We start from the raw sequence: 25608 nt of genomic DNA, 5'->3' as shown, positions 1-25608 counted from the left end.
GTTAAAACGTAGTAGTGTTGGTAAATTAATGCTCTTCAGATGCCATCGACAGATAGACAATCGTCAGAACCATAAATATGAAGGCTTGCAGCGTGATAATCAGTATGTGGAAAATGGCCCATGGCACATTCAGGATCCACTGTGACCACCACGGCAACAGACCAGCAATCAGAATGAAAATCAGCTCACCGGCATACATGTTGCCGAACAGTCGCAGACCAAGAGAAATTGGTTTGGACAGCAGGCTTACCCCTTCAAGGATTAAGTTGACAGGGATGAACGCCCAGTGATTGAACGGCTGCAGCGTCAACTCTTTCGCGAAGCCGCCGATGCCTTTCATTTTGATGCTGTAGAACAGAATGAGGATAAATACGCCCAGCGCCATCGACAGGGTGATGTTTACGTCAGCAGACGGAACCACACGCAGAGCCGGCAGGCCAAAGATATGCTCACCGATGTACGGCAGCAGGTCGATAGGCAGTAAATCCATCAAGTTCATCAGGAATACCCAGACGAAAATCGTCAGGGCCAGCGGAGCAATCAGCTTGCTTTTGCCATGGTACATGTCTTTCACGCTACCATGCACAAAGCCGATTACCAGCTCAATCGCGGTCTGAAATTTACCTGGTACGCCGCTGGTCGCCTTTTTAGCTACGCTACGGAACATAAGCAGGAACAACAGACCCAGAACCACCGAGAAGAAAATGGAGTCAATATTGAGCGTCCAGAAGGTGGCTGGGGGGTTGTGCGGATCCACCAGCGAGAATGTACGTAGGTCCAACTGAAGGTTATTCAGATGGTGTCCTATGTAATCCTGCGGCGTCATATTTTCTGAAGCCATGATGCCTTTACCCTTTGTTGTTAATTACAGCCGGCGCCAGTATCTGAACCACCAGCACCAAAACCCACGTAACGATCAGCGGCATGAATACCGCTTTCAAAACAGCCAACGCCACCACCAGCAAAACCAGCATAGCTAACACCTTGAAGGCTTCGCCGAAGGCGAACGTCCAGGCTACTCGGCCTTTAGCTGGTGTATGCGCCTGGTGACGCCAGGCAAATATCATAAACAACACATTAGGCAGTAACACTGCCAATCCACCGCACAATGCGGAGATGCCCCAGAAAGGGTCTTTGAGGCTAAACAGCAATCCACTTGCTATTACCGCCAGAAACTGTGTGAGCAAAAGCTTACGAGCAACGTTTCGACTCAAGAGCGACATAGACATCACGTTTTTACTCCTGCTCCCTTCGAGGTATGCCGCGTGTCGTATAAAACGTTCTTTATGGCTTAGAGTCAAGCATCAAAAAGCGGTCAAATTATACGGTGCGCCTTCGTGATTTCAAACAATAAGTAGCTAAAAAGTGAATAAATGTTTAAATATTTTTCGCTACCCCACATTTATCACTTTTAAGCAAACTGTGAACGATCATGCAAAACTGCAAATGCCGCGTAAATACTGGCGGCAAAGCGTGCACCAGATCACATATTGAACATATTCACCTTCGCATAATTTATTTACGTGGCAAATGATGCCTTTTCATCTTTTTGATATTTAAGCGTAAAAATAGCCACTATTTCAAAAACAACAGCTAACAACAAAAAAACCACGCATTGACATTTATAATAAAAAATTAACACAACGGGTGGTTCTTACGTTCTATTTTTAGCAGACTGATATTTTCACAGCTGACTTGTTTCGCTTTTAACAAAAAACGGTACGTTATAGTTATGATGCAAAACCGTAAGGCGCTAGTGAATTGTAACGACATTTAACCACACTATTCCCTATGACTTTTAACACCTGAATAGCCGTTTTTTTTCTATTTTTTTTGATAAAAATTAAATTTTGTTTGGCTTAATAACCACCAGATGACGTTCACCATCCAGTTGCGGAACGCGTAATTTTTCGACCGACTCGACACTGAATTCTGCAGGCAACGAAGCAATTTCATCTTCAGGCAACTGCCCTTTTAGCGCATAAAAACGCCCATCCAGTCCAGGCAAATGATGGCACCAACTCACCATATCAGTAAGCGACGCGAACGCACGGCTAATGACCCCATCGAACGGCGGCTCTGAAGGGAATTCTTCAACGCGACTTTGCACAGGAGTGATGTTAGTAAGCGCAAGCTCATGCTGCACCTGACGCAAGAAACGGACGCGTTTTCCCAGACTATCCAGCAGTGTGAAATGCGCTTCTGGGCGCACGATAGAGAGAGGAATACCCGGCAGGCCCGGTCCCGTACCCACGTCAATAAAACGCTCCCCCTTCAGATACGGCGCGACGACAATACTGTCCAGAATATGGCGCACCAGCATTTCGTTGGGATCCCGTACCGACGTCAAGTTGTACGCTTTGTTCCATTTGTGCAGCATATCGACATACGCAATCAGCTGATTTTTCTGGTGATCGGTAAGAGAAATACCAGCATCAGCCAGCAGACGAGAGAGTTTGTTGAGCACGGTCGTTACCTGTTCATAATCAATTTCCCGATGCGCTATAGCTTATCGGGACTACAAATTTGTAGGGCGGGCAGGCGAAGCGCCCGCCGCCAAAATAGTGTTATCAAGCGCTGCGGCGCAGCATACCTTGTTTCTTCAACCATACCAGCAGAATGGAAATGGCGGCAGGCGTTACGCCAGAAATACGCGATGCCTGGCCGATCGATACCGGTTTGTGATCGTTCAGCTTGGCGATAACTTCATTCGACAAGCCTGAGACCTGACGATAATCCAGCGTTGCAGGCAACAGGGTGTTCTCATTACGCTGTTGTCTTTCGATTTCTTCCTGCTGACGGGCGATATACCCTTCGTATTTCACCTGAATCTCAACCTGTTCCGCGGCCTGAGCATCGTCGAGCGCTGGTGCAAACGCAGATAAAGAGGTCAACTGAGCATAGGTCATATCCGGGCGGCGCAGGAGATCTTCACCGCTGGCTTCACGTGACAAAGGCGTAGCCAGGTGAGCATTCACTTCTGCTGCAGATTCCGCTAACGGATTTACCCAGGTTGATTTGAGACGCTGACGTTCCTGTTCGATACGCTCCAGCTTCTCGTTGAAACGAGCCCAGCGCTCGTCGTCCACCAGACCCAGTTCACGACCAATTTCGGTCAGACGCAGGTCGGCGTTATCTTCGCGCAGCATCAAACGGTATTCTGCGCGTGAGGTGAACATACGGTACGGTTCTTTGGTGCCAAGCGTACACAGATCGTCCACCAGTACACCAAGATAAGCCTGATCGCGACGCGGTGCCCAACCGTCTTTCTCAGCAGACAAGCGTGCGGCGTTCAGACCCGCCAACATCCCTTGCGCAGCAGCTTCTTCGTAACCGGTAGTACCGTTAATCTGGCCCGCAAAGAACAGACCCTGGATGAATTTACTTTCCAGAGTGGGTTTCAGGTCGCGCGGATCGAAGAAATCATACTCAATCGCGTAGCCAGGACGGACGATTCTGGCATTTTCCATACCCTGCATGGAGCGGACAATTTGCATCTGCACATCGAACGGCAAGCTGGTGGAGATACCATTCGGATAAATTTCGTTAGACGTCAGTCCTTCCGGTTCGAGGAAGATCTGATGCTGATTACGATCGGCAAAGCGCATCACTTTGTCTTCGATCGACGGGCAGTAGCGCGGACCGATACCTTCGATCACGCCTGCGTACATCGGGCTACGATCGAGGTTATTGCGGATCACGTCATGGGTTCTCTCATTGGTATGCGTGATGTAACACGGCATCTGACGCGGATGTTGAGAAGCATCGCCCAGGAATGAGAAGACCGGCATCGGGTTATCGCTGTTTTGCTGGCCGAGCACGCTGAAATCAATAGTGCGTGCATCGATACGCGGCGGCGTACCGGTTTTCAGGCGGCTGACGCGCAAAGGCAGTTCACGCAGACGGCGTGACAGCGGGATAGACGGCGGATCGCCAGCACGGCCGCCGCTGTAGTTGTCCAGACCAATATGAATTTTGCCGTCAAGAAAAGTCCCTACGGTTAATACAACCGCTTTGGCACGGAACTTCAGTCCCATTTGGGTCACTGCACCCACAACACGATCATTTTCAACAATCAGATCTTCAACCGCCTGTTGGAAGATCATCAGATTGGGTTGATTCTCGAGTGCGGTGCGTACAGCCTGGCGATAGAGCACACGGTCGGCCTGAGCTCGGGTAGCACGAACGGCTGGCCCTTTGCTGGCGTTTAGTATCCTAAACTGGATACCTGCATGGTCGATCGCTTTTGCCATCAACCCACCAAGCGCATCCACTTCTTTTACCAGGTGTCCCTTTCCAATACCGCCGATCGCCGGGTTGCAGCTCATCTGTCCCAGTGTGTCGATATTGTGTGTCAAAAGCAGAGTCTGTTGACCCATTCGCGCCGCGGCCATTGCGGCCTCGGTGCCTGCATGACCCCCGCCAATGATGATGACGTCAAAAGGATCCTGATAAAACATGGTAATTGCCTCGCATAACGCGGTGTGAAAGTGGATTGAAGCCCGGGCCGTGGATTCTACTCAACTTTAGTCGATCGAGAAAGCCCTGGGATCCTGGGTATTAAAAAGAAGATCTTTTTATTTAGAGATCTGTTTTATTGTGATCTCTTATTAGGATCGCAACTTTCTGTGGATAAGGGCGATCCTTCGAATAAGATCAACAGGTTGTTGAGGATCATTAGCTGTGAATGATCGGTGATCCTGGCCCGTATAAGCTGGGAGCAGAATGAAGGGTTATACACAACTCAAAAACTGAACAACGGTTGTTCTTGGGATAACTACCGGTTAATCCAAGCTTTTAACCAGAGTTATCCACATAAAAAAGTACGATCTTTACAAATCTCTGAGCAATGGATGCCAGGATCCCAGCCAAATTTCAGCCGGATCTTCCGGAATTTCATGTTCCAGTACGTTGATCCTGAGCGTTTCGCCGATCTGTTTTGCGCCGCAGGCTTTCAGTTCGGCTTCCAGCTTGTCGATTGCGCCGCAAAAGGTGTCATATTCACGACTGCCGATCCCGATTGCACCAAAGTGCACTTGTGAAAGGTCCGGTTTTTGCTCGCATAAGGCATCATATAAAGGCTGCAGGTTGTCAGGAATGTCTCCCGCACCGTGCGTGGAGCTAATAATCAGCCAGATCCCATCAGTCGGGACCTCTTCAAGCATTGGCCCATGCAGTATTTCGCTGGAAAAACCCGCGTCGTCCAGTTTTTCAGCCAGATGCTCTGCTACATATTCCGCACTGCCAAGCGTGCTGCCGCTGATAAGAGTGATTTCTGCCATGATCGCCCACCTTTATAAAGAGGGCGTATTGTACGCTGTGAGCGAGCTGGGATCTACCTGTGGAAAAATAGGGGATTAAAAAAAGCGATCATGGCTTGATGGTACGCATGATCGGGTTTTGCAGGACGATCAGGGTCTCCGTGGACTGAATTTCATCAATTGTTTGGATCTTGTTGATAAGTACCTGCTGTAACGCGTCGATCGACTTGCACATCACCTTTATAAAGATGCTGTAGTGCCCGGTGGTGTAATACGCTTCGGTCACCTCATCGAGGCTTTCCAGTCTGGCCAACGCTGACGGATAGTCTTTCGCACTTTTCAGGATGATGCCGATAAAGCAACCGACGTCATAGCCTAACTGTTTGGGACTAACATCAATCCGCGCGCCGGTAATAATCCCGGCCTGCTTCATCTTCTCTACGCGAACGTGAATTGTCCCCGGGCTAACGCCGAACTGTTTGGCTAATTCGGCATAGGCCGTTCGGGCATTTTCCATCAGGGCGTCAAGAATGCCGCGGTCCAGATTGTCGATCTGATAATTTTCCATAGGTTTTTCTTATGTAGATTAATGATTCCCTCTATTTTAGACGTTAATTTTAACGAATCAAAATCGAAGACGGCTTTTTGTTTGTTGATTATTGAATATTACCTACATTCTGTTGCTTAATCATAGGCAACAGGACACAGGAGTACACATAATGAAAACCGCTTACATTGCCAAACAACGTCAAATTAGCTTCGTAAAATCTCATTTTTCTCGTCAGCTGGAAGAGCGTTTAGGTCTGATCGAAGTTCAGGCTCCGATCCTCAGCCGCGTAGGAGATGGCACGCAAGATAACTTGTCGGGCTGTGAAAAAGCGGTGCAGGTGAAGGTTAAAGCATTGCCAGACGCTCAATTCGAAGTGGTTCATTCACTGGCGAAGTGGAAGCGTCAAACATTAGGACAACATGACTTTAGCGCAGGCGAAGGGCTGTACACGCATATGAAGGCCCTGCGTCCTGATGAAGACCGCCTTTCCCCGCTGCACTCAGTGTATGTTGACCAGTGGGACTGGGAGCGCGTGATGGGCGACGGCGAGCGTCAATTCTCCACTCTGAAAAGCACGGTAGAGGCTATCTGGGCGGGAATTAAGGCTACCGAAGCTGCGGTGAGCAAAGAGTTTGGTCTGGCACCGTTCCTGCCAGAGCAGATCCACTTTGTTCATAGCCAGGAACTGTTATCTCGTTATCCTGGTCTTGACGCAAAAGGTCGTGAACGTGCGATCGCTAAAGAGCTGGGCGCGGTATTCCTGGTGGGGATCGGCGGCAAGCTCAGCGACGGTCACCGCCATGATGTACGTGCGCCGGATTATGATGACTGGAGTTCAGCGTCCGAGCTGGGTCACGCCGGTCTGAACGGTGATATTCTGGTCTGGAACCCGGTACTGGAGGATGCGTTTGAGCTGTCTTCTATGGGGATCCGTGTGGATGCTGACGCTCTGAAACATCAGCTGTCTCTGACCGGAGATGAAGATCGTCTGAGTCTGGAATGGCACCAGGCGCTGCTGCGCGGTGAAATGCCACAGACGATTGGTGGAGGAATTGGGCAGTCGCGTCTGACCATGCTGTTGCTGCAATTACCACACATTGGTCAGGTTCAGTGTGGCGTATGGCCGGCACAGGTACGTGAAAGCGTCGCCTCTCTGTTGTAAGAATTAACGCCGCCAGCGTCTGAGCAGGCGGCTTCGCATCCCGGTATCAAAGCGCCAGATATGATCGAAAATGCGCATGATACCGGGTTTACCATGTGCTGACATCGCCACCGCGTGAAAACGGTGTTGGTGCACCCGCTGTAATTCCCCCACTTTGCTGACAACCTCATCGGGCAATCGCTGAGCGATAAAATCTGAGATCACCACCGCATCAGCATCAAACCATTCCCGACCCTGCATGCGCTCAGTAATGGCGCGAAAACAGCTGGCAATATCGGTACCGCCGCGAAAGCGCTGACTTAAAAAACGGATCGCCTGTTCGATGCCCTCCGGGCCGGATAGCTCATAGCGCACTACTTCTGTTGAAAACAGCATGATGAAACAGCGTCGGTTATCGGCAAGGGCGACGCGCATTAGCGCCAGGCAAAAGGCTTTCGCACACTGCTCATTAAAGCCGCCCATCGATCCCGAAGTATCAACGCAGACGATAAAAGGTCCGCGCGGTTGCTCGTCAAAACCCTGATGCACCACGGGGCGTTCCGTGACTTTCTCACGCCATGCTTCGCCGTGCAGGCGATAGGTCAACAACTGCTTTTCCACCAGTCGTCGGTAGAACTCGTATTCCAGTTCGGTAATGCCCAGCGTGGCCAGTTCCGGCGGCAGCAGGCGCAGGATATCGTCGCTTTGCTGGATGCCATCTACTTGCTCCGGGACGGTTGCCGGTTCGCGCACCAGGGTGCGGAAGGTTTCCATTGGCGCATCTTTACGCGGTACGGATTTCGCTTCTCTGGAACGGCCTAACTGCTCAGCCAGACGCTGGAGTTCAGGTTGTTGCGTCAGGAATTCGCCATATTTCACCATCAACTGATAATCACCGCGCTTGATTTGACCTGCGCTCATATCCCACAACCGGCCTGCGGCGTTGTCATTTTCTGCCAGTACGGGTTCCAGTTGCCCGCTAAGGGTCATCCGTTCCTGTACTTCACTGAGCAAATGCTCGCGCTCTTCTTCCAGCAGTTGCTGATTCAGCGTTGTGGTTTGCACCACCAGGCTCAGGCGCCAGCGCTGGAGAAAAAGCGTATGTAGGGCAGGCGTAAACGCGCTGTTGTCATTGACCAACTGCTGCGCTTGTCCGGCCCATGGCGAATGGAGGTGGTGCAATAGCGACAATATTTGCGGTAGCTGGACGATAAACTGCGCATGAGAGAGGAGCTGGCTTTGTTGATAGCATATAACCTCTTCCGCTAACTCCGGCGGTACATGGGTATCTTTGAGGCGGCTACGCAAAGATTCACGCCAGCGGGGAATATCGTCAGTGATCGCTTTTTTAAGGCGAGGGAATTTGTTAAAAAATACCACCATCTTTGGAGAAGCCAGCAGGGCGACGATCATATCTTCGATCATCGCTTCTTCACTGACTGCCAGCATGATGTTGAGCGTATCAAGGGTCAGCATTGTTGCGCCTGGCGGATTTGTGCCCCGACATCCTGCAGACTGGCCTCAATGCGGCCTAACCAGTCGCTATGAATAAACAGACATTTTTGCTGCTCGCTAAATGCGCTGTGCTGCTGATGCCACTCGTTATCGAGCGCTTCAAGCTCCTGTTTTATTTCAGCGGGCATACTCTCTTGTGATGTACCGGGCAATGCCAGGCGAGAGCCTTGTAAGCTGATGTCGCGTACAACCAGGTGCTGCGCGCTATCCACTTCCATGTTCAGCGTCTGGGCAAAACCGATGCCGTTTAATTTTCCGCGGATCTCACCGCCTTTGGTTAACCACAGTTCCAGCGCACTACGTTCGAAAGCAATATGGATTACTTCCATATCATGCAGCTTTAAGGGTTTTTGCAGTAGTAATGTCACGACGGAAGACGTGGCCTCCGGCGGTAAATCATAATGAGGACGACGGCTGAACATGCCGCCCTGACGGATCACGGTGAATGCTGTTTTATCGCTTTGCTGCTGCTGGAGCTGAATGCGGCGCTGCACAATACTGCCCAGACGGGTCAGCATGGCTTGCTGTTGCCATGCGTGTCCGGTCATCAATATTTCCAGCTGCTGCTGCATCAGATTCAGGCTTTGTGCGTCGTACCACAGGCAATCTTTCAGCAGGATCAGGTCGATGGGAACTACCGCATCACGTCCGCTAAAGAAGGCGCTGGCCTGGAGCAAGCGAATGGCTTTTTTCCAGCGACGATCGGACACGTAGGGGGCATTCGGTAGCGTGTCCAGTTGCTGGCGCAGCATGAAAATAAGCTCAAACACGCGATCGGGAAGCGTGATGGCGCCAATGTCCTTTTGCCACTGGTAATACTCTTCATCCGTTACCTGTAACGATGCCGGGACCGGATTGTCGCTTTCATCCTGCTGACTTAACAGCATCGAGCGGAAGTTGGCCTTGTCCTGGACTTTATCCAGCCAAAGACGAATCAGCATACGGTCATACAGCGCTTCCAGGCTGCTGTCTGCTTCAGGCAGTTCGTTGGAGGCTGCCACCAGCAGGCGCATCGGGATTTTCTCTTCATGCGCGCCGTTGCGGAAGTGGCGTTCGTTGATGGCGGTCAGCAGGGTGTTAAGAATCGCCGGTCCCGCCTTCCAGATTTCATCGAGAAAGACGATTTCAGCTTCAGGGAGATAGCCTGCCGTTAAGCGTTCATAGCGACCTTCGTCTTTTAACGCCTGAATGGACAGCGGGCCGAAAACCTCTTCCGGCGTAGAGAAGCGCGTCATCAGATATTCGAAGGCGCGAGCATTTTGAAAGGCAAATTTCAGTCTGCGGGCAATTAAGCTTTTAGCGATCCCGGGAGGACCTAATAAGAAAACGCTCTCGCCGCTAAGTGCAGCCAGCAGACACAGACGAATGGCGTGGCTACGTTCATAAAGTCCCTTTTCCAGCGCATTGCTCAGACGGGAAATTCTTTCCGCTAATAAATGTGGGTGAGCCATAATGAAGTGGCGTCCTTTCGCCAAATGTACTGCATAAACAGCGAGTATAGATGCTTCACACCAGTGCAGTAATAGACTGAAGGTGCGCTTATTTTTCTTTGAGCCAGATTAATCTGGTCTCATTTAGGGGTACGATTTTGCGATTAATCGTGCATACTGTGCGCCTTTTTGTGGGCCAAGGGACGACGCACACATTTCTTATATATACACCAAATCAATCAAGCTGCACCAAGGCGGCAATGGAGTTTTCTTCTGGGATGGGGGGAATAACGAATGCAGCTCACGCGGAGGTAGCTTGAAAGATGATGTGTATAAACGAAAGACGAGTCTATGAGCACTGATAATAAACAATCATTGTCTGCGATTACCCTTGCGGCCATTGGGGTTGTCTACGGTGATATTGGTACCAGCCCACTTTATACGCTTCGTGAATGTTTGTCCGGCCAGTTTGGTTTTGGCGTTGAACGTGATGCCGTATTTGGCTTTCTCTCGCTGATTTTCTGGCTGCTGATCTTTGTTGTCTCCATTAAATACCTGACGTTTGTCATGCGCGCGGATAACGCCGGAGAAGGCGGGATCCTGACGCTGATGTCATTGGCCGGGCGTAATACTTCAGCACGAACAACCTCCATGCTGGTGATTATGGGGTTGATTGGCGGCAGCTTCTTCTATGGAGAAGTGGTGATAACGCCTGCTATCTCGGTGATGTCGGCGATTGAAGGTCTGGAGATCATTGCCCCGCAACTGGATACCTGGATTGTTCCGCTCTCGATAATCGTACTGACCCTGCTGTTTTTGATTCAAAAACACGGTACCGGCATGGTCGGTAAGCTGTTTGCGCCGATTATGCTGTTGTGGTTCCTGACGCTGGCAGTGTTAGGCGTGCGCAGTATTATTGGCAATCCGGAAGTGCTGCAGGCGCTCAATCCGTATTGGGCGGTGCATTTCTTCCTCGAATTCAAAACGTTGTCCTTTATTGCGCTGGGTGCGGTGGTGTTGTCGATTACCGGTGTTGAAGCGCTGTATGCGGATATGGGCCACTTCGGTAAGTTGCCGATTCGCCTGGCATGGTTCTCCGTGGTATTGCCTTCGCTGGTACTGAACTATTTTGGTCAGGGGGCGTTGCTGTTAAAGCATCCTGAAGCGATTAAAAACCCGTTCTTCCTGCTGGCACCGGACTGGGCGTTGATACCGCTCCTGATCCTCGCCGCGCTGGCAACGGTTATCGCTTCACAGGCGGTTATCTCCGGCGTCTTCTCACTGACGCGTCAGGCCGTGCGTCTGGGGTATTTATCGCCGATGCGTATCATCCATACCTCGGAAATGGAATCGGGCCAGATCTACATTCCTTTCGTTAACTGGATGCTCTATTTTGCAGTGGTTATTGTGATTGTGAGCTTTGAACACTCCAGTAATCTGGCTGCGGCGTACGGGATTGCGGTGACGGGGACGATGGTGCTGACCTCAATTCTGTCGACCACCGTGGCGCGCAAAAACTGGCACTGGAATAAATACTTCGTCTTCCTGATCCTGGTGGCGTTCTTGTGCGTCGATGTTCCGCTGTTCTCCGCGAACCTCGATAAACTGATTTCCGGCGGTTGGCTGCCTCTGACGCTGGGTCTGGTGATGTTCACCATCATGACCACCTGGAAAAGCGAGCGTTTCCGTCTGCTGCGTCGCATGCATGAGCACGGCAACTCTCTGGAGGCGATGATTGCCTCTCTGGAGAAATCACCACCGGTACGCGTGCCGGGAACGGCGGTGTACATGTCTCGTGCATTGAACGTCATCCCGTTTGCGCTACTGCATAACCTCAAACATAACAAGGTGCTGCATGAACGCGTTATTCTGCTGACGCTGCGCACGGAAGATGCACCATATGTTCACAACGTGCGTAGGGTGCAGATTGAGCAGTTATCGCCCACCTTCTGGCGCGTGGTGGCCAGCTACGGTTGGCGCGAAACGCCGAACGTTGAAGAAGTGTTCCATCGCTGCGGTCTGGAAGGCTTAAGCTGTCGGATGATGGAAACCTCGTTCTTCATGTCGCACGAGTCGTTGATTGTTGGAAAACGACCATGGTATCTGCGTCTGCGTGGCAAGCTGTATCTGCTACTACAACGCAATGCGCTGCGCGCCCCGGACCAGTTTGAAATCCCACCGAACCGGGTTATTGAGCTCGGTACTCAGGTCGAGATTTAATCTCATCGACGCCCTCTTTCATTGCGAAAGGGGGCGTTTTGTTTTGTCCCTCCCAGTTTTCATTTCATCGAATGATAATCCTTGCGAAACGTTTCGATGGCGATCACATTTTCGTAACTTCGCGGTGGTTTTATCTCCACTCTTCGCTCTACACTTATCTTCAGCGAAACGTTTCGCTAGTGGGGAAAGAAAATGAAGAAAGGCACGGTACTCAACTCTGAAATTTCATCGGTGATCTCCCGTCTGGGGCATACCGATACGCTGGTGGTGTGTGATGCAGGTTTACCCATCCCGAATAGCACAACGCGTATCGATATAGCATTAACCCAGGGCGTACCTTCTTTTATGCAGGTACTGGATGTGGTGACACGTGAAATGCAGGTCGAGGCGGCCATTCTCGCGACGGAAATTAAACAACATAATCCGCAACTCCACGAAACGTTGCTCAGCCACATTGAGCAACTGCAACAACACCAGGGAAACACCATAGAAATTCGTTACACCACGCATGAACAATTCAAAAAACAAACCGCAGACAGTCAGGCGGTAATTCGCAGCGGAGAGTGTTCTCCGTATGCGAATATCATTCTCTGTGCTGGCGTCACGTTCTGAGGCCATCATGAACGCATTACTGCAACTCAAAGGGATCGATAAAGCGTTCCCGGGCGTAAAAGCGCTATCCGGCGCCGCGCTGAATGTCTACCCAGGCCGCGTAATGGCGCTGGTGGGCGAAAACGGCGCGGGCAAATCCACCATGATGAAAGTGCTGACCGGGATCTATACCCGTGATGCCGGTTCTTTATTGTGGTTGGGAAAAGAGACCACCTTTAACGGCCCTAAATCCTCCCAGGAAGCCGGAATCGGTATCATCCACCAGGAGCTGAATTTGATCCCGCAACTCACTATCGCCGAGAACATTTTTCTTGGCCGTGAGTTCGTTAATCGCTTTGGCAAAATTGACTGGAAGAAGATGTACGCCGAAGCCGATCTGCTGCTTGCCAAACTGAATCTGCGCTTTAAAAGCGACAGACTGGTCGGTGAACTGTCGATTGGCGATCAGCAGATGGTTGAAATTGCCAAAGTGCTGAGCTTTGAATCGAAGGTCATCATTATGGATGAACCGACGGATGCGCTCACCGATACCGAAACCGAATCCCTGTTCCGCGTCATTCGCGAACTGAAATCCCAGGGACGCGGCATTGTCTATATTTCTCACCGCATGAAAGAGATCTTCGAGATTTGTGACGACGTGACAGTTTTTCGCGATGGGCAGTTTATTGCCGAGCGTGAAGTCGCAACGCTTACCGAAGACTCGCTGATTGAAATGATGGTGGGACGTAAGCTGGAAGATCAATACCCGCGCCTGGAAAAAGCGCCGGGTGATATTCGCCTTAAGGTCGATAACCTGTGCGGCCCTGGCGTAAACGATGTTTCATTCACGCTGCGTAAAGGCGAGATCCTTGGCGTATCGGGGCTGATGGGGGCCGGACGTACCGAGCTGATGAAAGTGTTGTACGGCGCATTGCCGCGCACCAGCGGTTACGTCACGCTTGATGGTCATGAAGTGGTCACCCGTTCGCCGCAGGATGGGTTGGCTAACGGCATCGTCTATATTTCTGAAGACCGTAAACGCGATGGTTTAGTGCTGGGCATGTCGGTAAAAGAGAACATGTCACTCACCGCGCTGCGTTATTTCAGTCGCGCTGGTGGAAGCCTTAAACATAAAGACGAGCAGCAGGCGGTAGGTGATTTTATTCGTCTGTTCAATGTTAAAACGCCATCGATGGAACAGGCTATCGGACTGCTTTCTGGTGGTAATCAGCAGAAAGTGGCGATTGCGCGCGGTCTGATGACCCGACCAAAAGTCCTGATCCTCGATGAACCAACGCGCGGCGTTGACGTTGGGGCTAAGAAAGAAATCTATCAGCTTATCAACCAGTTTAAGGCCGATGGGCTGAGCATCATTCTGGTCTCCTCTGAGATGCCAGAAGTATTAGGCATGAGCGATCGAATTATCGTTATGCATGAAGGGCATCTCGGCGGTGAGTTCACTCGCGAGCAGGCCACTCAGGAAGTATTAATGGCTGCCGCTGTGGGCAAGCTTAATCGCGTGAATCAGGAGTAAAAAAGATGACTACCCAGGCTGTTTCTGGTCGCCGTTATTTCACTAAAGCATGGCTTCTGGAGCAAAAGTCGCTCATCGCTCTGTTAGTGCTGATCGCGATTGTTTCCACCATGAGCCCTAACTTTTTTACCGTTAATAACCTGTTCAACATTCTCCAGCAAACGTCGGTGAACGCCATCATGGCCGTTGGCATGACGCTGGTTATCCTGACGTCGGGGATCGATCTGTCTGTCGGTTCTTTGCTGGCGCTTACCGGTGCGGTTGCGGCTTCCATTGTAGGGATTGAAGTCAATGCGCTGGTGGCTGTCGCTGCGGCCCTGGCGCTCGGTGCTGCTATTGGCGCGGTAACCGGGGTGATTGTCGCGAAAGGCCGGGTACAGGCGTTTATCGCGACCCTGGTGATGATGCTGCTGCTGCGTGGTGTAACCATGGTATACACCAACGGCAGTCCGGTTAATACCGGGTTTACTGACAATGCCGATCTGTTTGGCTGGTTTGGTATTGGTCGTCCGTTAGGCGTCCCTACGCCTGTGTGGATTATGGGGATTGTCTTCCTCGCGGCGTGGTACATGCTGCACCACACTCGTCTGGGTCGTTATATCTATGCGCTGGGCGGTAACGAAGCGGCAACGCGCCTGTCCGGTATCAGCGTAAGTAAAATCAAAATTATCGTTTATTCCCTGTGTGGTCTGCTGGCATCGCTGGCGGGCATCATTGAAGTAGCGCGCCTCTCCTCGGCGCAACCGACGGCAGGTACTGGCTATGAGCTGGATGCTATCGCCGCGGTGGTGTTAGGTGGTACCAGCCTGGCGGGTGGTAAAGGACGTATTGTTGGGACGCTGATCGGCGCATTGATTCTTGGTTTCCTCAATAATGGTTTGAATTTGTTAGGTGTATCCTCCTATTACCAGATGATCGTCAAAGCGGTGGTGATTTTGCTGGCGGTACTGGTAGACAACAAAAAGCAGTAACAACGATTACAGGACATCTTAAATATGAACATGAAAAAACTGGCTACCCTGGTTTCTGCTGTTGCGCTGAGCGCCACCGTGAGCGCGAATGCGATGGCGAAAGATACCATTGCGCTGGTGGTCTCCACCCTTAACAATCCGTTCTTTGTTTCTTTGAAGGACGGGGCGCAAAAAGAGGCCGATAAGCTGGGCTACAACCTGGTGATTCTGGACTCACAGAACAACCCGGCGAAAGAGCTGGCTAACGTTCAGGATTTAACGGTTCGTGGAACTAAAATTCTGCTGATTAACCCGACAGACTCCGATGCTGTTGGTAACGCTGTGAAGATGGCTAACCAGGCGAAAATTCCGGTTATCACCCTGGACCGCGTTGCGTCCAAAGGCGAAGTGGTAAGCCATATTGCATCTGATAACGTGCTGGGCGGCAAGATTGCGGGCGATTACATCGCGAAGAAAGCGGGTGAAGGCGCGAAAGTTATCGAACTGCAGGGTATTGCCGGTACTTCAGCGGCGCGTGAGCGTGGCGAAGGTTTCCAGCAGGCTGTTGCGGCACACAAATTTAACGTACTGGCCAGCCAGCCGGCCGACTTCGACCGCACCAAAGGTCTGAACGTCATGCAGAACCTGCTTACCGCGCATCCTGACGTGCAGGCCGTATTTGCCCAGAACGATGAAATGGCGTTGGGTGCGCTGCGCGCACTGCAAACTGCGGGTAAATCTGATGTGATGGTGGTTGGATTTGACGGTACTCCAGATGGCGAAAAAGCAGTAAATGATGGCAAACTGGCTGCGACCATTGCTCAGCTGCCGGATCAGATCGGCGCGAAAGGCGTTGAGACTGCGGATAAAGTACTGAAAGGCGAGAAGGTTCAGGCTAAATATCCGGTTGACCTGAAGCTGGTCATCAAGCAGTAATACCGATTCAGGTCGCTCGCGGCCTGATGGAGACATAAAGACGCCATCCCCGTATCGGGTTTTGGGGATGAAGGCGTAAAAAGAAAAGCAGGGCACGCGCCACCCTAATCCGGTGGCGCACTTTGACTTGGAACACCAAATATGAAAACCGCAGGCAACCTCGTTGTTCTTGGCAGTATCAATGCCGATCACATCCTCAACCTTAACTCTTTCCCGACACCTGGTGAAACCGTAACCGGTAACCATTATCAGGTCGCATTTGGTGGTAAAGGCGCGAATCAGGCTGTTGCAGCGGGGCGTAGTGGCGCGAATATCGCATTTATTGCCTGTACGGGTGATGATGATATTGGCGAAAGTGTTCGTAAACAGTTAGCTAAAGATAATATCGATATTGGGCCGATTAGCGTAATTTCGGGGGAGTCGACCGGTGTGGCGTTGATTTTTGTGAATGGTGAAGGTGAGAACGTCATCGGCATTCATGCTGGTGCGAACGCGGCACTTTCGCCTGCGCTGGTGGAAGCTCAGCATGAGCGTATTGCCCAGGCGTCTGCCTTACTGATGCAGTTAGAGTCGCCGATCGAAAGCGTACTGGCTGCGGCAAAGATTGCACATCAAAATAAGACCACGGTAGCCCTTAACCCGGCCCCGGCACGTGAACTTTCTGACGAACTGCTGGCGCTGGTGGATATTATTACCCCGAATGAAACCGAGGCTGAAAAGCTCACGGGGATCCGGGTTGAAAACGATGAAGACGCGGCCAAAGCTGCGCAGGCATTGCACGCGAAGGGGATCCATACTGTACTGATTACCTTAGGCAGTCGCGGGGTGTGGGCCAGCGTAAATGGTGAAGGTCAGCGTGTGCCAGGGTTTAAAGTGGACGCCGTTGATACCATCGCTGCTGGGGATACCTTTAACGGCGCGTTAATTACAGCGTTACTGGAAGAGACTCCGCTGCCTGAAGCGATCCGATTTGCACATGCCGCTGCGGCGATTGCGGTCACCCGTAAGGGCGCACAGCCTTCCGTTCCATGGCGCGAAGAAATAGAAGCGTTTTTAAGTCAACAGAGGTAACGCTTGGCTACAATGAAGGACGTCGCCCGCCTGGCGGGGGTTTCCACGTCGACGGTTTCTCACGTCATTAATAAAGATCGCTTTGTCAGTGAGTCTGTCACTGACAAAGTTGAAGCGGCGATTAAAGAGCTTAACTACGCGCCCTCAGCGCTGGCGCGTAGTCTCAAGTTAAACCAGACCCACACTATTGGCATGTTAATCACTGCCAGTACCAACCCCTTTTATTCCGAGCTGGTGCGCGGCGTTGAACGTAGTTGTTTTGAACGCGGCTACAGCCTGGTGCTGTGCAACACTGAAGGTGATGAACAGCGCATGAACCGTAATCTGGAAACGTTAATGCAAAAACGGGTGGACGGCTTGCTGCTGCTCTGTACGGAAACACATCAACCTTCCAGGGAGATCATGCAACGCTATCCTTCTATACCGACCGTCATGATGGACTGGTCGCCTTTTGATGGTGAAAGCGATCTGATCCAGGATAACTCCCTGTTGGGCGGGGATTTAGCCACTCAACATCTTATCGAAAAAGGTTTTACGCGCATTGCCTGCATCACCGGGCCGCTGGATAAAACCCCGGCGCGTTTACGTCTGGAAGGATATCGGGCGGCAATGAAGCGGGCGGGGCTGCCGGTCCCGGAAGGTTACGAGATTACCGGTGACTTTGAGTTCGGCGGCGGCTTTGAAGCTATGCAAACGTTGCTGTCGCATAAACAGCGACCGCAGGCCGTTTTTACCGGCAATGATGCCATGGCGGTTGGCGCGTATCAGGCACTGTACCAATCGGGATTGCGCATTCCGCAGGATATGGCGGTGGTGGGTTATGATGATATCGAGCTGGCGCGCTATATGACGCCGCCGCTGACGACCATCCATCAACCAAAAGATGAACTGGGCGAACTGGCCATCGATGTATTAATCCACCGGATGGCGCAGCCCGCATTACAGCAACAGCGCCTGCAACTTACTCCTGTTTTGATGGAGCGGGGGTCGGTTTAGGATTATGTCGCTCTTTAATCAGATTACGTCCATCTTTTGCTTTTAGCAGCATGAACATCAGCGCAGACACTACCGTGATAGCGCCCATCGTCATAAAGGTGTAGTGGAACTGCTCGACCGTATTGGTTCCTTCCATACCTTCATAGATACGCAGAACGGCAGCGCTGATGGCGACCCCTAAACTGATTGATAACTGCTGAGTAACGGCCAGCACACTGTTGCCGCTGCTGGCATTTTCATCGGTCAGGTCCGCCAGAGTGATGGTATTCATGGAGGTAAACTGGGTGGACATCGCCATACCCAAAATGAACAACGGCAGGATCAACATCCAGACCGGCATGGCGGGAGATTGCAATGCGAACTGCGCAATCATCAGGCCGATAAATACCGTAACACCCACCAGTGTGGTTCTGTAGCCGAGCCGGCGCAGCACCTGCGTCACCATTGATTTCGCCAGTATTGATCCCAGCGCCGTTGGCGCCATCATGCAACCGGCTATCAGCGCCGGGTATCCAAAGCCTACCTGCAACATCAGCGGCATTAAGAAGGGCACGCACCCTGTACCCAGACGAGTGGCAAGGTTTCCGGCGATCCCGACGGAAAAAGTTCGGGTCTTAAATATAGGAAGCGATATTAGCGGCGTTGGGTGACGACGCGCGTGGCGAATGTAGGCGAGCAGTAACAGAATGCTGGCAAGAATAATGCTGAGCGCTATCCAGGTCTCGACAAGCTTCTCACCGAACAGCTCTACCCCGCTGGAAAACAACACCAGGCTCAAACCAAACAGAAAGAAACCGGTCATATCAAAACCGCGGCGCGGCGTGGTGAAGTTCGGCATATATTTGCGGGCATAGAAGATACCGGCAACCCCAATTGGAATATTAATCAGGAAGATCCAGTGCCAACTGGCCCACGTGACCAGTACACCGCCCAATACCGGACCTAAAATCGGCCCCACAAGTCCAGGCATGGTTACGAAGTTAAGCACGGGAAGCAGTTCGCTGCGGGGGTAAGCACGCAATAATGCCAGACGGGCAACGGGCATCATCATAGCGCCGCCAATGCCCTGAATGATGCGGAAAATCACCAGTTCGCTTAGGGAGCTGGACAGCGCACAGGCCAGCGAACCCAGCGTAAACAGGCTAACAGCTATCATAAAGACGCGCCGGGTACCAAACCTGTCTGCCAGCCATCCACTCACCGGGATCAGCATCGCGACCGTCAGGGTGTAACTGATAATGGCTGACTGCATGGCGAGCGGAGAGCGGTTAAGGCTGTGTGCTATTGCGGGTAAGGCGGTATTGAGGATCGTGGCGTCTAGTGCCTGCATAAAAAAGGCCATGGCTGCTATCCACGGTAGCCCGGCCATACTGCGTGATTTCTTTTCTGACATATTATTTATCCGGTAGCACGTTCGGTGCTATCAGCAATGCCTGACAGGCAGCGAAGGCGCGATCGCCATCGCTCTCATCTATTGCGTCGACAATGGCCTGGTGTAAATCCAGCTTGACCACGTCGTTATAGGTAATAGAGGTAAAGTAGGTCTGGTAAACGGAATGGAAGAGTGATGCGAAGGAGATAAGGAACGGGTTCGCACTCATTTCATAGATGTGTTCATGCCAGGCTATATCAACCTCAATCCAACGCTCGCGTCTGAAGTTTCTTTTCAGCTCGACCATTTCTTCCATCAGCGTGTTGAGATGCGCTTTCTGTTCTGCCGTACCTATAGTCGCCGCTAGTAAACACGCCTGAGGCTCCAGGCTGATACGCATCACCAGAAAATGTTTAATGACCTGAGAGAAATTATCTTCTGTCATCCACCAGGTGAGCAGCTCCTGGTCGAGGAAGTTCCAGTTTGCCTGCGGCATGACGCGTGTACCAATACGCGGGCGCGGTAATACCATACCTTTTGCCGTTAACGTCTTTACCGCTTCTCTTACCGCGGTACGACTCACGCCAAACTGATCGCCCAGCTCTATTTCGCCAGGCAATATAGCGCCCGGTGCGTATTCACCTTTTAATATTCGCTGAGCCAGCTTTTCGGCCAGAACGTAGGACAGGTTTTTCTGTGCGGCTAGCTGTTGGGCATTTAACGGCATGAATGGTTTTCCTTACTTTATTTCCTATTCATTAGTATGCCACCTGGAAGCGTTATTGCGGCTGCAAAAGCGGCAATTTGCTTATTTTATGGCATGTTAATGGTGGTTTTGCTGAAAAAACACGCACTCGGAAAGTTATTTTAAATTTCCCCTTGTCAGCCTGAAATAACTCCCTATAATGCGCCTCCACTGACACGGAACAACGGATTACAAACCGCCGGGTCAGCGGAGAAAAGCGAAAATAAACGCTTGACTCTCCAGCGGGATGGCGTAATATGCACACCCCGCGCCGCTGAGAAAAAGCGAAGCGGCACTGCTCTTTAACAATTTATCAGACAATCTGTGTGGGCACTCGAAGATACGGATTCTTAACGTCGCAAGACGAAAAATGAATACCAAGTCTCTGAGTGAACACGTAATTCATTACGAAGTTTAATTCACGAGCATCAAACTTAAATTGAAGAGTTTGATCATGGCTCAGATTGAACGCTGGCGGCAGGCCTAACACATGCAAGTCGAACGGTAGCACAGAGGAGCTTGCTCCTTGGGTGACGAGTGGCGGACGGGTGAGTAATGTCTGGGAAACTGCCCGATGGAGGGGGATAACTACTGGAAACGGTAGCTAATACCGCATAACGTCGCAAGACCAAAGAGGGGGACCTTCGGGCCTCTTGCCATCGGATGTGCCCAGATGGGATTAGCTAGTAGGTGGGGTAACGGCTCACCTAGGCGACGATCCCTAGCTGGTCTGAGAGGATGACCAGCCACACTGGAACTGAGACACGGTCCAGACTCCTACGGGAGGCAGCAGTGGGGAATATTGCACAATGGGCGCAAGCCTGATGCAGCCATGCCGCGTGTATGAAGAAGGCCTTCGGGTTGTAAAGTACTTTCAGCGAGGAGGAAGGTGTTGAGGTTAATAACCGCAGCAATTGACGTTACTCGCAGAAGAAGCACCGGCTAACTCCGTGCCAGCAGCCGCGGTAATACGGAGGGTGCAAGCGTTAATCGGAATTACTGGGCGTAAAGCGCACGCAGGCGGTCTGTCAAGTCGGATGTGAAATCCCCGGGCTCAACCTGGGAACTGCATCCGAAACTGGCAGGCTAGAGTCTTGTAGAGGGGGGTAGAATTCCAGGTGTAGCGGTGAAATGCGTAGAGATCTGGAGGAATACCGGTGGCGAAGGCGGCCCCCTGGACAAAGACTGACGCTCAGGTGCGAAAGCGTGGGGAGCAAACAGGATTAGATACCCTGGTAGTCCACGCCGTAAACGATGTCGACTTGGAGGTTGTGCCCTTGAGGCGTGGCTTCCGGAGCTAACGCGTTAAGTCGACCGCCTGGGGAGTACGGCCGCAAGGTTAAAACTCAAATGAATTGACGGGGGCCCGCACAAGCGGTGGAGCATGTGGTTTAATTCGATGCAACGCGAAGAACCTTACCTACTCTTGACATCCAGAGAAGTTTGCAGAGATGCGAACGTGCCTTCGGGAACTCTGAGACAGGTGCTGCATGGCTGTCGTCAGCTCGTGTTGTGAAATGTTGGGTTAAGTCCCGCAACGAGCGCAACCCTTATCCTTTGTTGCCAGCGGTCCGGCCGGGAACTCAAAGGAGACTGCCAGTGATAAACTGGAGGAAGGTGGGGATGACGTCAAGTCATCATGGCCCTTACGAGTAGGGCTACACACGTGCTACAATGGCATATACAAAGAGAAGCGACCTCGCGAGAGCAAGCGGACCTCATAAAGTATGTCGTAGTCCGGATTGGAGTCTGCAACTCGACTCCATGAAGTCGGAATCGCTAGTAATCGTGGATCAGAATGCCACGGTGAATACGTTCCCGGGCCTTGTACACACCGCCCGTCACACCATGGGAGTGGGTTGCAAAAGAAGTAGGTAGCTTAACCTTCGGGAGGGCGCTTACCACTTTGTGATTCATGACTGGGGTGAAGTCGTAACAAGGTAACCGTAGGGGAACCTGCGGTTGGATCACCTCCTTACCTTAAAGAAACGTTCTTTGTAGTGCTCACACAGATTGTCTGATGAAAAGTAAATAGCAAGGCGTCTTGCGATTGAGACTTCAGTGTCCCCTTCGTCTAGAGGCCCAGGACACCGCCCTTTCACGGCGGTAACAGGGGTTCGAATCCCCTAGGGGACGCCACTTGCTGGTATGTGTGAGTGAAAGTCGCCGACCGAAGTATCTCAAAACAGACTTTCGAGTCTCGTTTGAGATATTTGCTCTTTAAAAATCTGGATCAAGCTGAAAATTGAAACGAAACACTGTTTCATTTCTCCGTAAACAAGAAATGAAAAGCGGTGTGTCCGAGTCTCTCAAATTTTCGCAACACTGAAGTGTTTTACGAAACATCTTCGGGTTGTGAGGTTAAGCGACTAAGCGTACACGGTGGATGCCCTGGCAGTCAGAGGCGATGAAGGACGTGCTAATCTGCGATAAGCGTCGGTAAGGTGATATGAACCGTTATAACCGGCGATTTCCGAATGGGGAAACCCAGTGTGATTCGTCACACTATCATTACGTGAATACATAGCGTAATGAAGCGAACCGGGGGAACTGAAACATCTAAGTACCCCGAGGAAAAGAAATCAACCGAGATTCCCCCAGTAGCGGCGAGCGAACGGGGAGCAGCCCAGAGTCTGAATCAGCATGTGTGGTAGTGGAACGGTCTGGAAAGTCCGGCGATACAGGGTGACAGCCCCGTACACAAAAGTGCATGTGTTGTGAACTCGAAGAGTAGGGCGGGACACGTGGTATCCTGTCTGAATATGGGGGGACCATCCTCCAAGGCTAAATACTCCTGACTGACCGATAGTGAACCAGTACCGTGAGGGAAAGGCGAAAAGAACCCCGGCGAGGGGAGTGAAAAAGAACCTGAAACCGTGTACGTACAAGCAGTGGGAGCCTCTTTATGGGGTGACTGCGTACCTTTTGTATAATGGGTCAGCGACTTATATTCTGTAGCAAGGTTAACCGAATAGGGGAGCCGAAGGGAAACCGAGTCTTAACTGGGCGTTAAGTTGCAGGGTATAGACCCGAAACCCGGTGATCTAGCCATGGGCAGGTTGAAGGTTGGGTAACACTAACTGGAGGACCGAACCGACTAATGTTGAAAAATTAGCGGATGACTTGTGGCTGGGGGTGAAAGGCCAATCAAACCGGGAGATAGCTGGTTCTCCCCGAAAGCTATTTAGGTAGCGCCTCGTGAACTCATCTTCGGGGGTAGAGCACTGTTTCGGCTAGGGGGTCATCCCGACTTACCAACCCGATGCAAACTGCGAATACCGAAGAATGTTATCACGGGAGACACACGGCGGGTGCTAACGTCCGTCGTGAAGAGGGAAACAACCCAGACCGCCAGCTAAGGTCCCAAAGTCATGGTTAAGTGGGAAACGATGTGGGAAGGCACAGACAGCCAGGATGTTGGCTTAGAAGCAGCCATCATTTAAAGAAAGCGTAATAGCTCACTGGTCGAGTCGGCCTGCGCGGAAGATGTAACGGGGCTAAACCATGCACCGAAGCTGCGGCAGCGACACTATGTGTTGTTGGGTAGGGGAGCGTTCTGTAAGCCGTTGAAGGTGTGCTGTGAGGCATGCTGGAGGTATCAGAAGTGCGAATGCTGACATAAGTAACGATAATGCGGGTGAAAAACCCGCACGCCGGAAGACCAAGGGTTCCTGTCCAACGTTAATCGGGGCAGGGTGAGTCGACCCCTAAGGCGAGGCCGAAAGGCGTAGTCGATGGGAAACAGGTTAATATTCCTGTACTTGGTGTTACTGCGAAGGGGGGACGGAGAAGGCTATGTTAGCCGGGCGACGGTTGTCCCGGTTTAAGCATGTAGGCGGAGATTCCAGGTAAATCCGGAGTCTTGTTAACGCTGAGGTGTGATGACGAGGCACTACGGTGCTGAAGTAACAAATGCCCTGCTTCCAGGAAAAGCCTCTAAGCATCAGGTAACACAAAATCGTACCCCAAACCGACACAGGTGGTCAGGTAGAGAATACCAAGGCGCTTGAGAGAACTCGGGTGAAGGAACTAGGCAAAATGGTGCCGTAACTTCGGGAGAAGGCACGCTGATATGTAGGTGAAGTGATTTACTCATGGAGCTGAAATCAGTCGAAGATACCAGCTGGCTGCAACTGTTTATTAAAAACACAGCACTGTGCAAACACGAAAGTGGACGTATACGGTGTGACGCCTGCCCGGTGCCGGAAGGTTAATTGATGGGGTTATCCGTAAGGAGAAGCTCTTGATCGAAGCCCCGGTAAACGGCGGCCGTAACTATAACGGTCCTAAGGTAGCGAAATTCCTTGTCGGGTAAGTTCCGACCTGCACGAATGGCGTAATGATGGCCAGGCTGTCTCCACCCGAGACTCAGTGAAATTGAACTCGCTGTGAAGATGCAGTGTACCCGCGGCAAGACGGAAAGACCCCGTGAACCTTTACTATAGCTTGACACTGAACACTGGTCCTTGATGTGTAGGATAGGTGGGAGGCTTTGAAGTGTGGACGCCAGTCTGCATGGAGCCAACCTTGAAATACCACCCTTTAATGGCTGGTGTTCTAACGTAGACCCGTGATCCGGGTTGCGGACAGTGTCTGGTGGGTAGTTTGACTGGGGCGGTCTCCTCCTAAAGAGTAACGGAGGAGCACGAAGGTTAGCTAATCCTGGTCGGACATCAGGAGGTTAGTGCAAAGGCATAAGCTAGCTTGACTGCGAGAGTGACGGCTCGAGCAGGTGCGAAAGCAGGTCTTAGTGATCCGGTGGTTCTGAATGGAAGGGCCATCGCTCAACGGATAAAAGGTACTCCGGGGATAACAGGCTGATACCGCCCAAGAGTTCATATCGACGGCGGTGTTTGGCACCTCGATGTCGGCTCATCACATCCTGGGGCTGAAGTAGGTCCCAAGGGTATGGCTGTTCGCCATTTAAAGTGGTACGCGAGCTGGGTTTAGAACGTCGTGAGACAGTTCGGTCCCTATCTGCCGTGGGCGCTGGAGAATTGAGGGGGGCTGCTCCTAGTACGAGAGGACCGGAGTGGACGCATCACTGGTGTTCGGGTTGTCATGCCAATGGCATTGCCCGGTAGCTAAATGCGGAAGAGATAAGTGCTGAAAGCATCTAAGCACGAAACTTGCCCCGAGATGAGTTCTCCCTGACCCTTTAAGGGTCCTGAAGGAACGTTGAAGACGACGACGTTGATAGGTCGGGTGTGTAAGCGTAGCGATACGTTGAGCTAACCGATACTAATGAACCGTGAGGCTTAACCTTACAACGCCGAAGATGTTTTGGCGGATGAGA

Annotated in this window: 18 protein-coding genes, 1 tRNA gene and 2 rRNA genes; 11 read left to right on the top strand and 10 right to left on the bottom strand. The window is 51.6% G+C overall.

Translation table 11 applies throughout. From position 1 onward, the window contains the following. Window positions 1–25 precede the first annotated feature (25 nt). The 6 genes from atpB to asnC form a co-directional block, all read right to left on the bottom strand. The gene (gene atpB, locus HV037_RS24200; RefSeq protein WP_003023792.1) at window positions 26–841 is read right to left on the bottom strand and encodes a F0F1 ATP synthase subunit A; all 816 of its coding nucleotides are present in this window, start codon (window positions 839–841) and stop codon (window positions 26–28) included. Between the two features lie 7 nt (window positions 842–848). Continuing rightward, window positions 849–1229 (bottom strand): F0F1 ATP synthase subunit I, encoded by a 381-nt coding sequence (gene atpI / locus HV037_RS24195; protein ID WP_003023790.1) that lies wholly within the window; start codon window positions 1227–1229, stop codon window positions 849–851. A gap of 614 nt (window positions 1230–1843) precedes the next feature. After that, window positions 1844–2467 (bottom strand): 16S rRNA (guanine(527)-N(7))-methyltransferase RsmG, encoded by a 624-nt coding sequence (gene rsmG, locus HV037_RS24190; protein WP_016155084.1) that lies wholly within the window; start codon window positions 2465–2467, stop codon window positions 1844–1846. Window positions 2468–2570: 103 nt separating this feature from the next. After that, entirely contained in the window at window positions 2571–4460 is a 1890-nt protein-coding gene (gene mnmG, locus HV037_RS24185) for a tRNA uridine-5-carboxymethylaminomethyl(34) synthesis enzyme MnmG (RefSeq protein WP_016155085.1), read from the bottom strand. 372 nt (window positions 4461–4832) lie between these two features. Then, the gene (gene mioC / locus HV037_RS24180; protein ID WP_016155086.1) at window positions 4833–5282 is read right to left on the bottom strand and encodes an FMN-binding protein MioC; all 450 of its coding nucleotides are present in this window, start codon (window positions 5280–5282) and stop codon (window positions 4833–4835) included. Between the two features lie 88 nt (window positions 5283–5370). Beyond that, window positions 5371–5829: a transcriptional regulator AsnC gene (asnC, locus tag HV037_RS24175; RefSeq protein WP_003023780.1), complete on the bottom strand. Its 459-nt coding sequence runs from the start codon at window positions 5827–5829 to the stop codon at window positions 5371–5373. Window positions 5830–5980: 151 nt separating this feature from the next. Between asnC and asnA the strand changes: the two genes are divergently transcribed. Continuing rightward, a complete protein-coding gene (gene asnA, locus HV037_RS24170) occupies window positions 5981–6973 on the top strand; it encodes an aspartate--ammonia ligase (protein ID WP_016155087.1) in 993 nt (330 codons plus the stop codon). Window positions 6974–6976: 3 nt separating this feature from the next. Here asnA and viaA read toward each other — a convergent pair whose 3' ends face one another. Both viaA and ravA read right to left on the bottom strand, forming a co-directional pair. Continuing rightward, entirely contained in the window at window positions 6977–8428 is a 1452-nt protein-coding gene (gene viaA, locus HV037_RS24165; RefSeq protein WP_103284409.1) for an ATPase RavA stimulator ViaA, read from the bottom strand. After that, window positions 8422–9918, bottom strand: a complete 1497-nt coding sequence (ravA, locus tag HV037_RS24160) for an ATPase RavA (protein ID WP_016157823.1) — start codon at window positions 9916–9918, stop codon at window positions 8422–8424. Before ravA ends, viaA begins: the two co-directional genes overlap by 7 nt. Before the next feature lie 330 nt (window positions 9919–10248). On the opposite strand from ravA, the gene kup reads away from it, so the two are divergent. The 7 genes from kup (at window position 10249) to rbsR (ending at window position 18195) form a co-directional block, all read left to right on the top strand. Continuing rightward, window positions 10249–12117, top strand: a complete 1869-nt coding sequence (gene kup, locus HV037_RS24155) for a low affinity potassium transporter Kup (protein WP_003023768.1) — start codon at window positions 10249–10251, stop codon at window positions 12115–12117. Between the two features lie 192 nt (window positions 12118–12309). Next, complete coding sequence (gene rbsD, locus HV037_RS24150) at window positions 12310–12729, top strand: D-ribose pyranase (protein WP_016157824.1); 420 nt, start codon at window positions 12310–12312, stop codon at window positions 12727–12729. A gap of 7 nt (window positions 12730–12736) precedes the next feature. After that, window positions 12737–14242 carry a ribose ABC transporter ATP-binding protein RbsA gene (gene rbsA / locus HV037_RS24145; protein ID WP_016157825.1) on the top strand — a complete coding sequence of 502 codons (1506 nt, stop codon included), beginning with the start codon at window positions 12737–12739 and terminating at the stop codon, window positions 14240–14242. 5 nt (window positions 14243–14247) lie between these two features. Then, window positions 14248–15213, top strand: coding sequence for a ribose ABC transporter permease (rbsC, locus tag HV037_RS24140; protein WP_003023762.1), 966 nt, complete (start codon window positions 14248–14250; stop codon window positions 15211–15213). A 24-nt stretch (window positions 15214–15237) separates the two neighbouring features. Beyond that, entirely contained in the window at window positions 15238–16128 is an 891-nt protein-coding gene (gene rbsB, locus HV037_RS24135; protein ID WP_003023760.1) for a ribose ABC transporter substrate-binding protein RbsB, read from the top strand. A 141-nt stretch (window positions 16129–16269) separates the two neighbouring features. Continuing rightward, a complete protein-coding gene (gene rbsK / locus HV037_RS24130) occupies window positions 16270–17199 on the top strand; it encodes a ribokinase (protein WP_049269514.1) in 930 nt (309 codons plus the stop codon). A 3-nt stretch (window positions 17200–17202) separates the two neighbouring features. Further along, window positions 17203–18195, top strand: a complete 993-nt coding sequence (gene rbsR, locus HV037_RS24125; RefSeq protein WP_016155093.1) for a ribose operon transcriptional repressor RbsR — start codon at window positions 17203–17205, stop codon at window positions 18193–18195. On the opposite strand, the gene mdtD is transcribed toward rbsR, so the two are convergent. Together mdtD and HV037_RS24115 are read right to left on the bottom strand one after the other, a co-directional pair. Then, complete coding sequence (gene mdtD / locus HV037_RS24120; protein ID WP_016157827.1) at window positions 18161–19588, bottom strand: multidrug transporter subunit MdtD; 1428 nt, start codon at window positions 19586–19588, stop codon at window positions 18161–18163. The two genes, rbsR and mdtD, sit on opposite strands and share 35 nt — an antisense overlap. A gap of 1 nt (window position 19589) precedes the next feature. Then, window positions 19590–20294: a FadR/GntR family transcriptional regulator gene (locus HV037_RS24115; RefSeq protein WP_016157828.1), complete on the bottom strand. Its 705-nt coding sequence runs from the start codon at window positions 20292–20294 to the stop codon at window positions 19590–19592. Window positions 20295–20748: 454 nt separating this feature from the next. Between HV037_RS24115 and HV037_RS24110 the strand changes: the two genes are divergently transcribed. The 3 genes from HV037_RS24110 (at window position 20749) to HV037_RS24100 (ending at window position 25578) form a co-directional block, all read left to right on the top strand. Then, window positions 20749–22290 (top strand): 16S ribosomal RNA (locus HV037_RS24110). A gap of 85 nt (window positions 22291–22375) precedes the next feature. Then, window positions 22376–22451 (top strand) — tRNA-Glu (locus HV037_RS24105). 220 nt (window positions 22452–22671) lie between these two features. Then, window positions 22672–25578 (top strand): 23S ribosomal RNA (locus HV037_RS24100). The 16S and 23S rRNA genes sit together here with 1 tRNA gene alongside, the layout of an rRNA operon. Window positions 25579–25608: the final 30 nt, after the last annotated feature.

This window comes from Citrobacter sp. RHBSTW-00017 (assembly GCF_013797615.1).
Taxonomy (GTDB): Bacteria; Pseudomonadota; Gammaproteobacteria; order Enterobacterales; family Enterobacteriaceae; genus Citrobacter; species Citrobacter braakii.
This window is presented reverse-complemented; position numbering and strand designations above follow the sequence as displayed.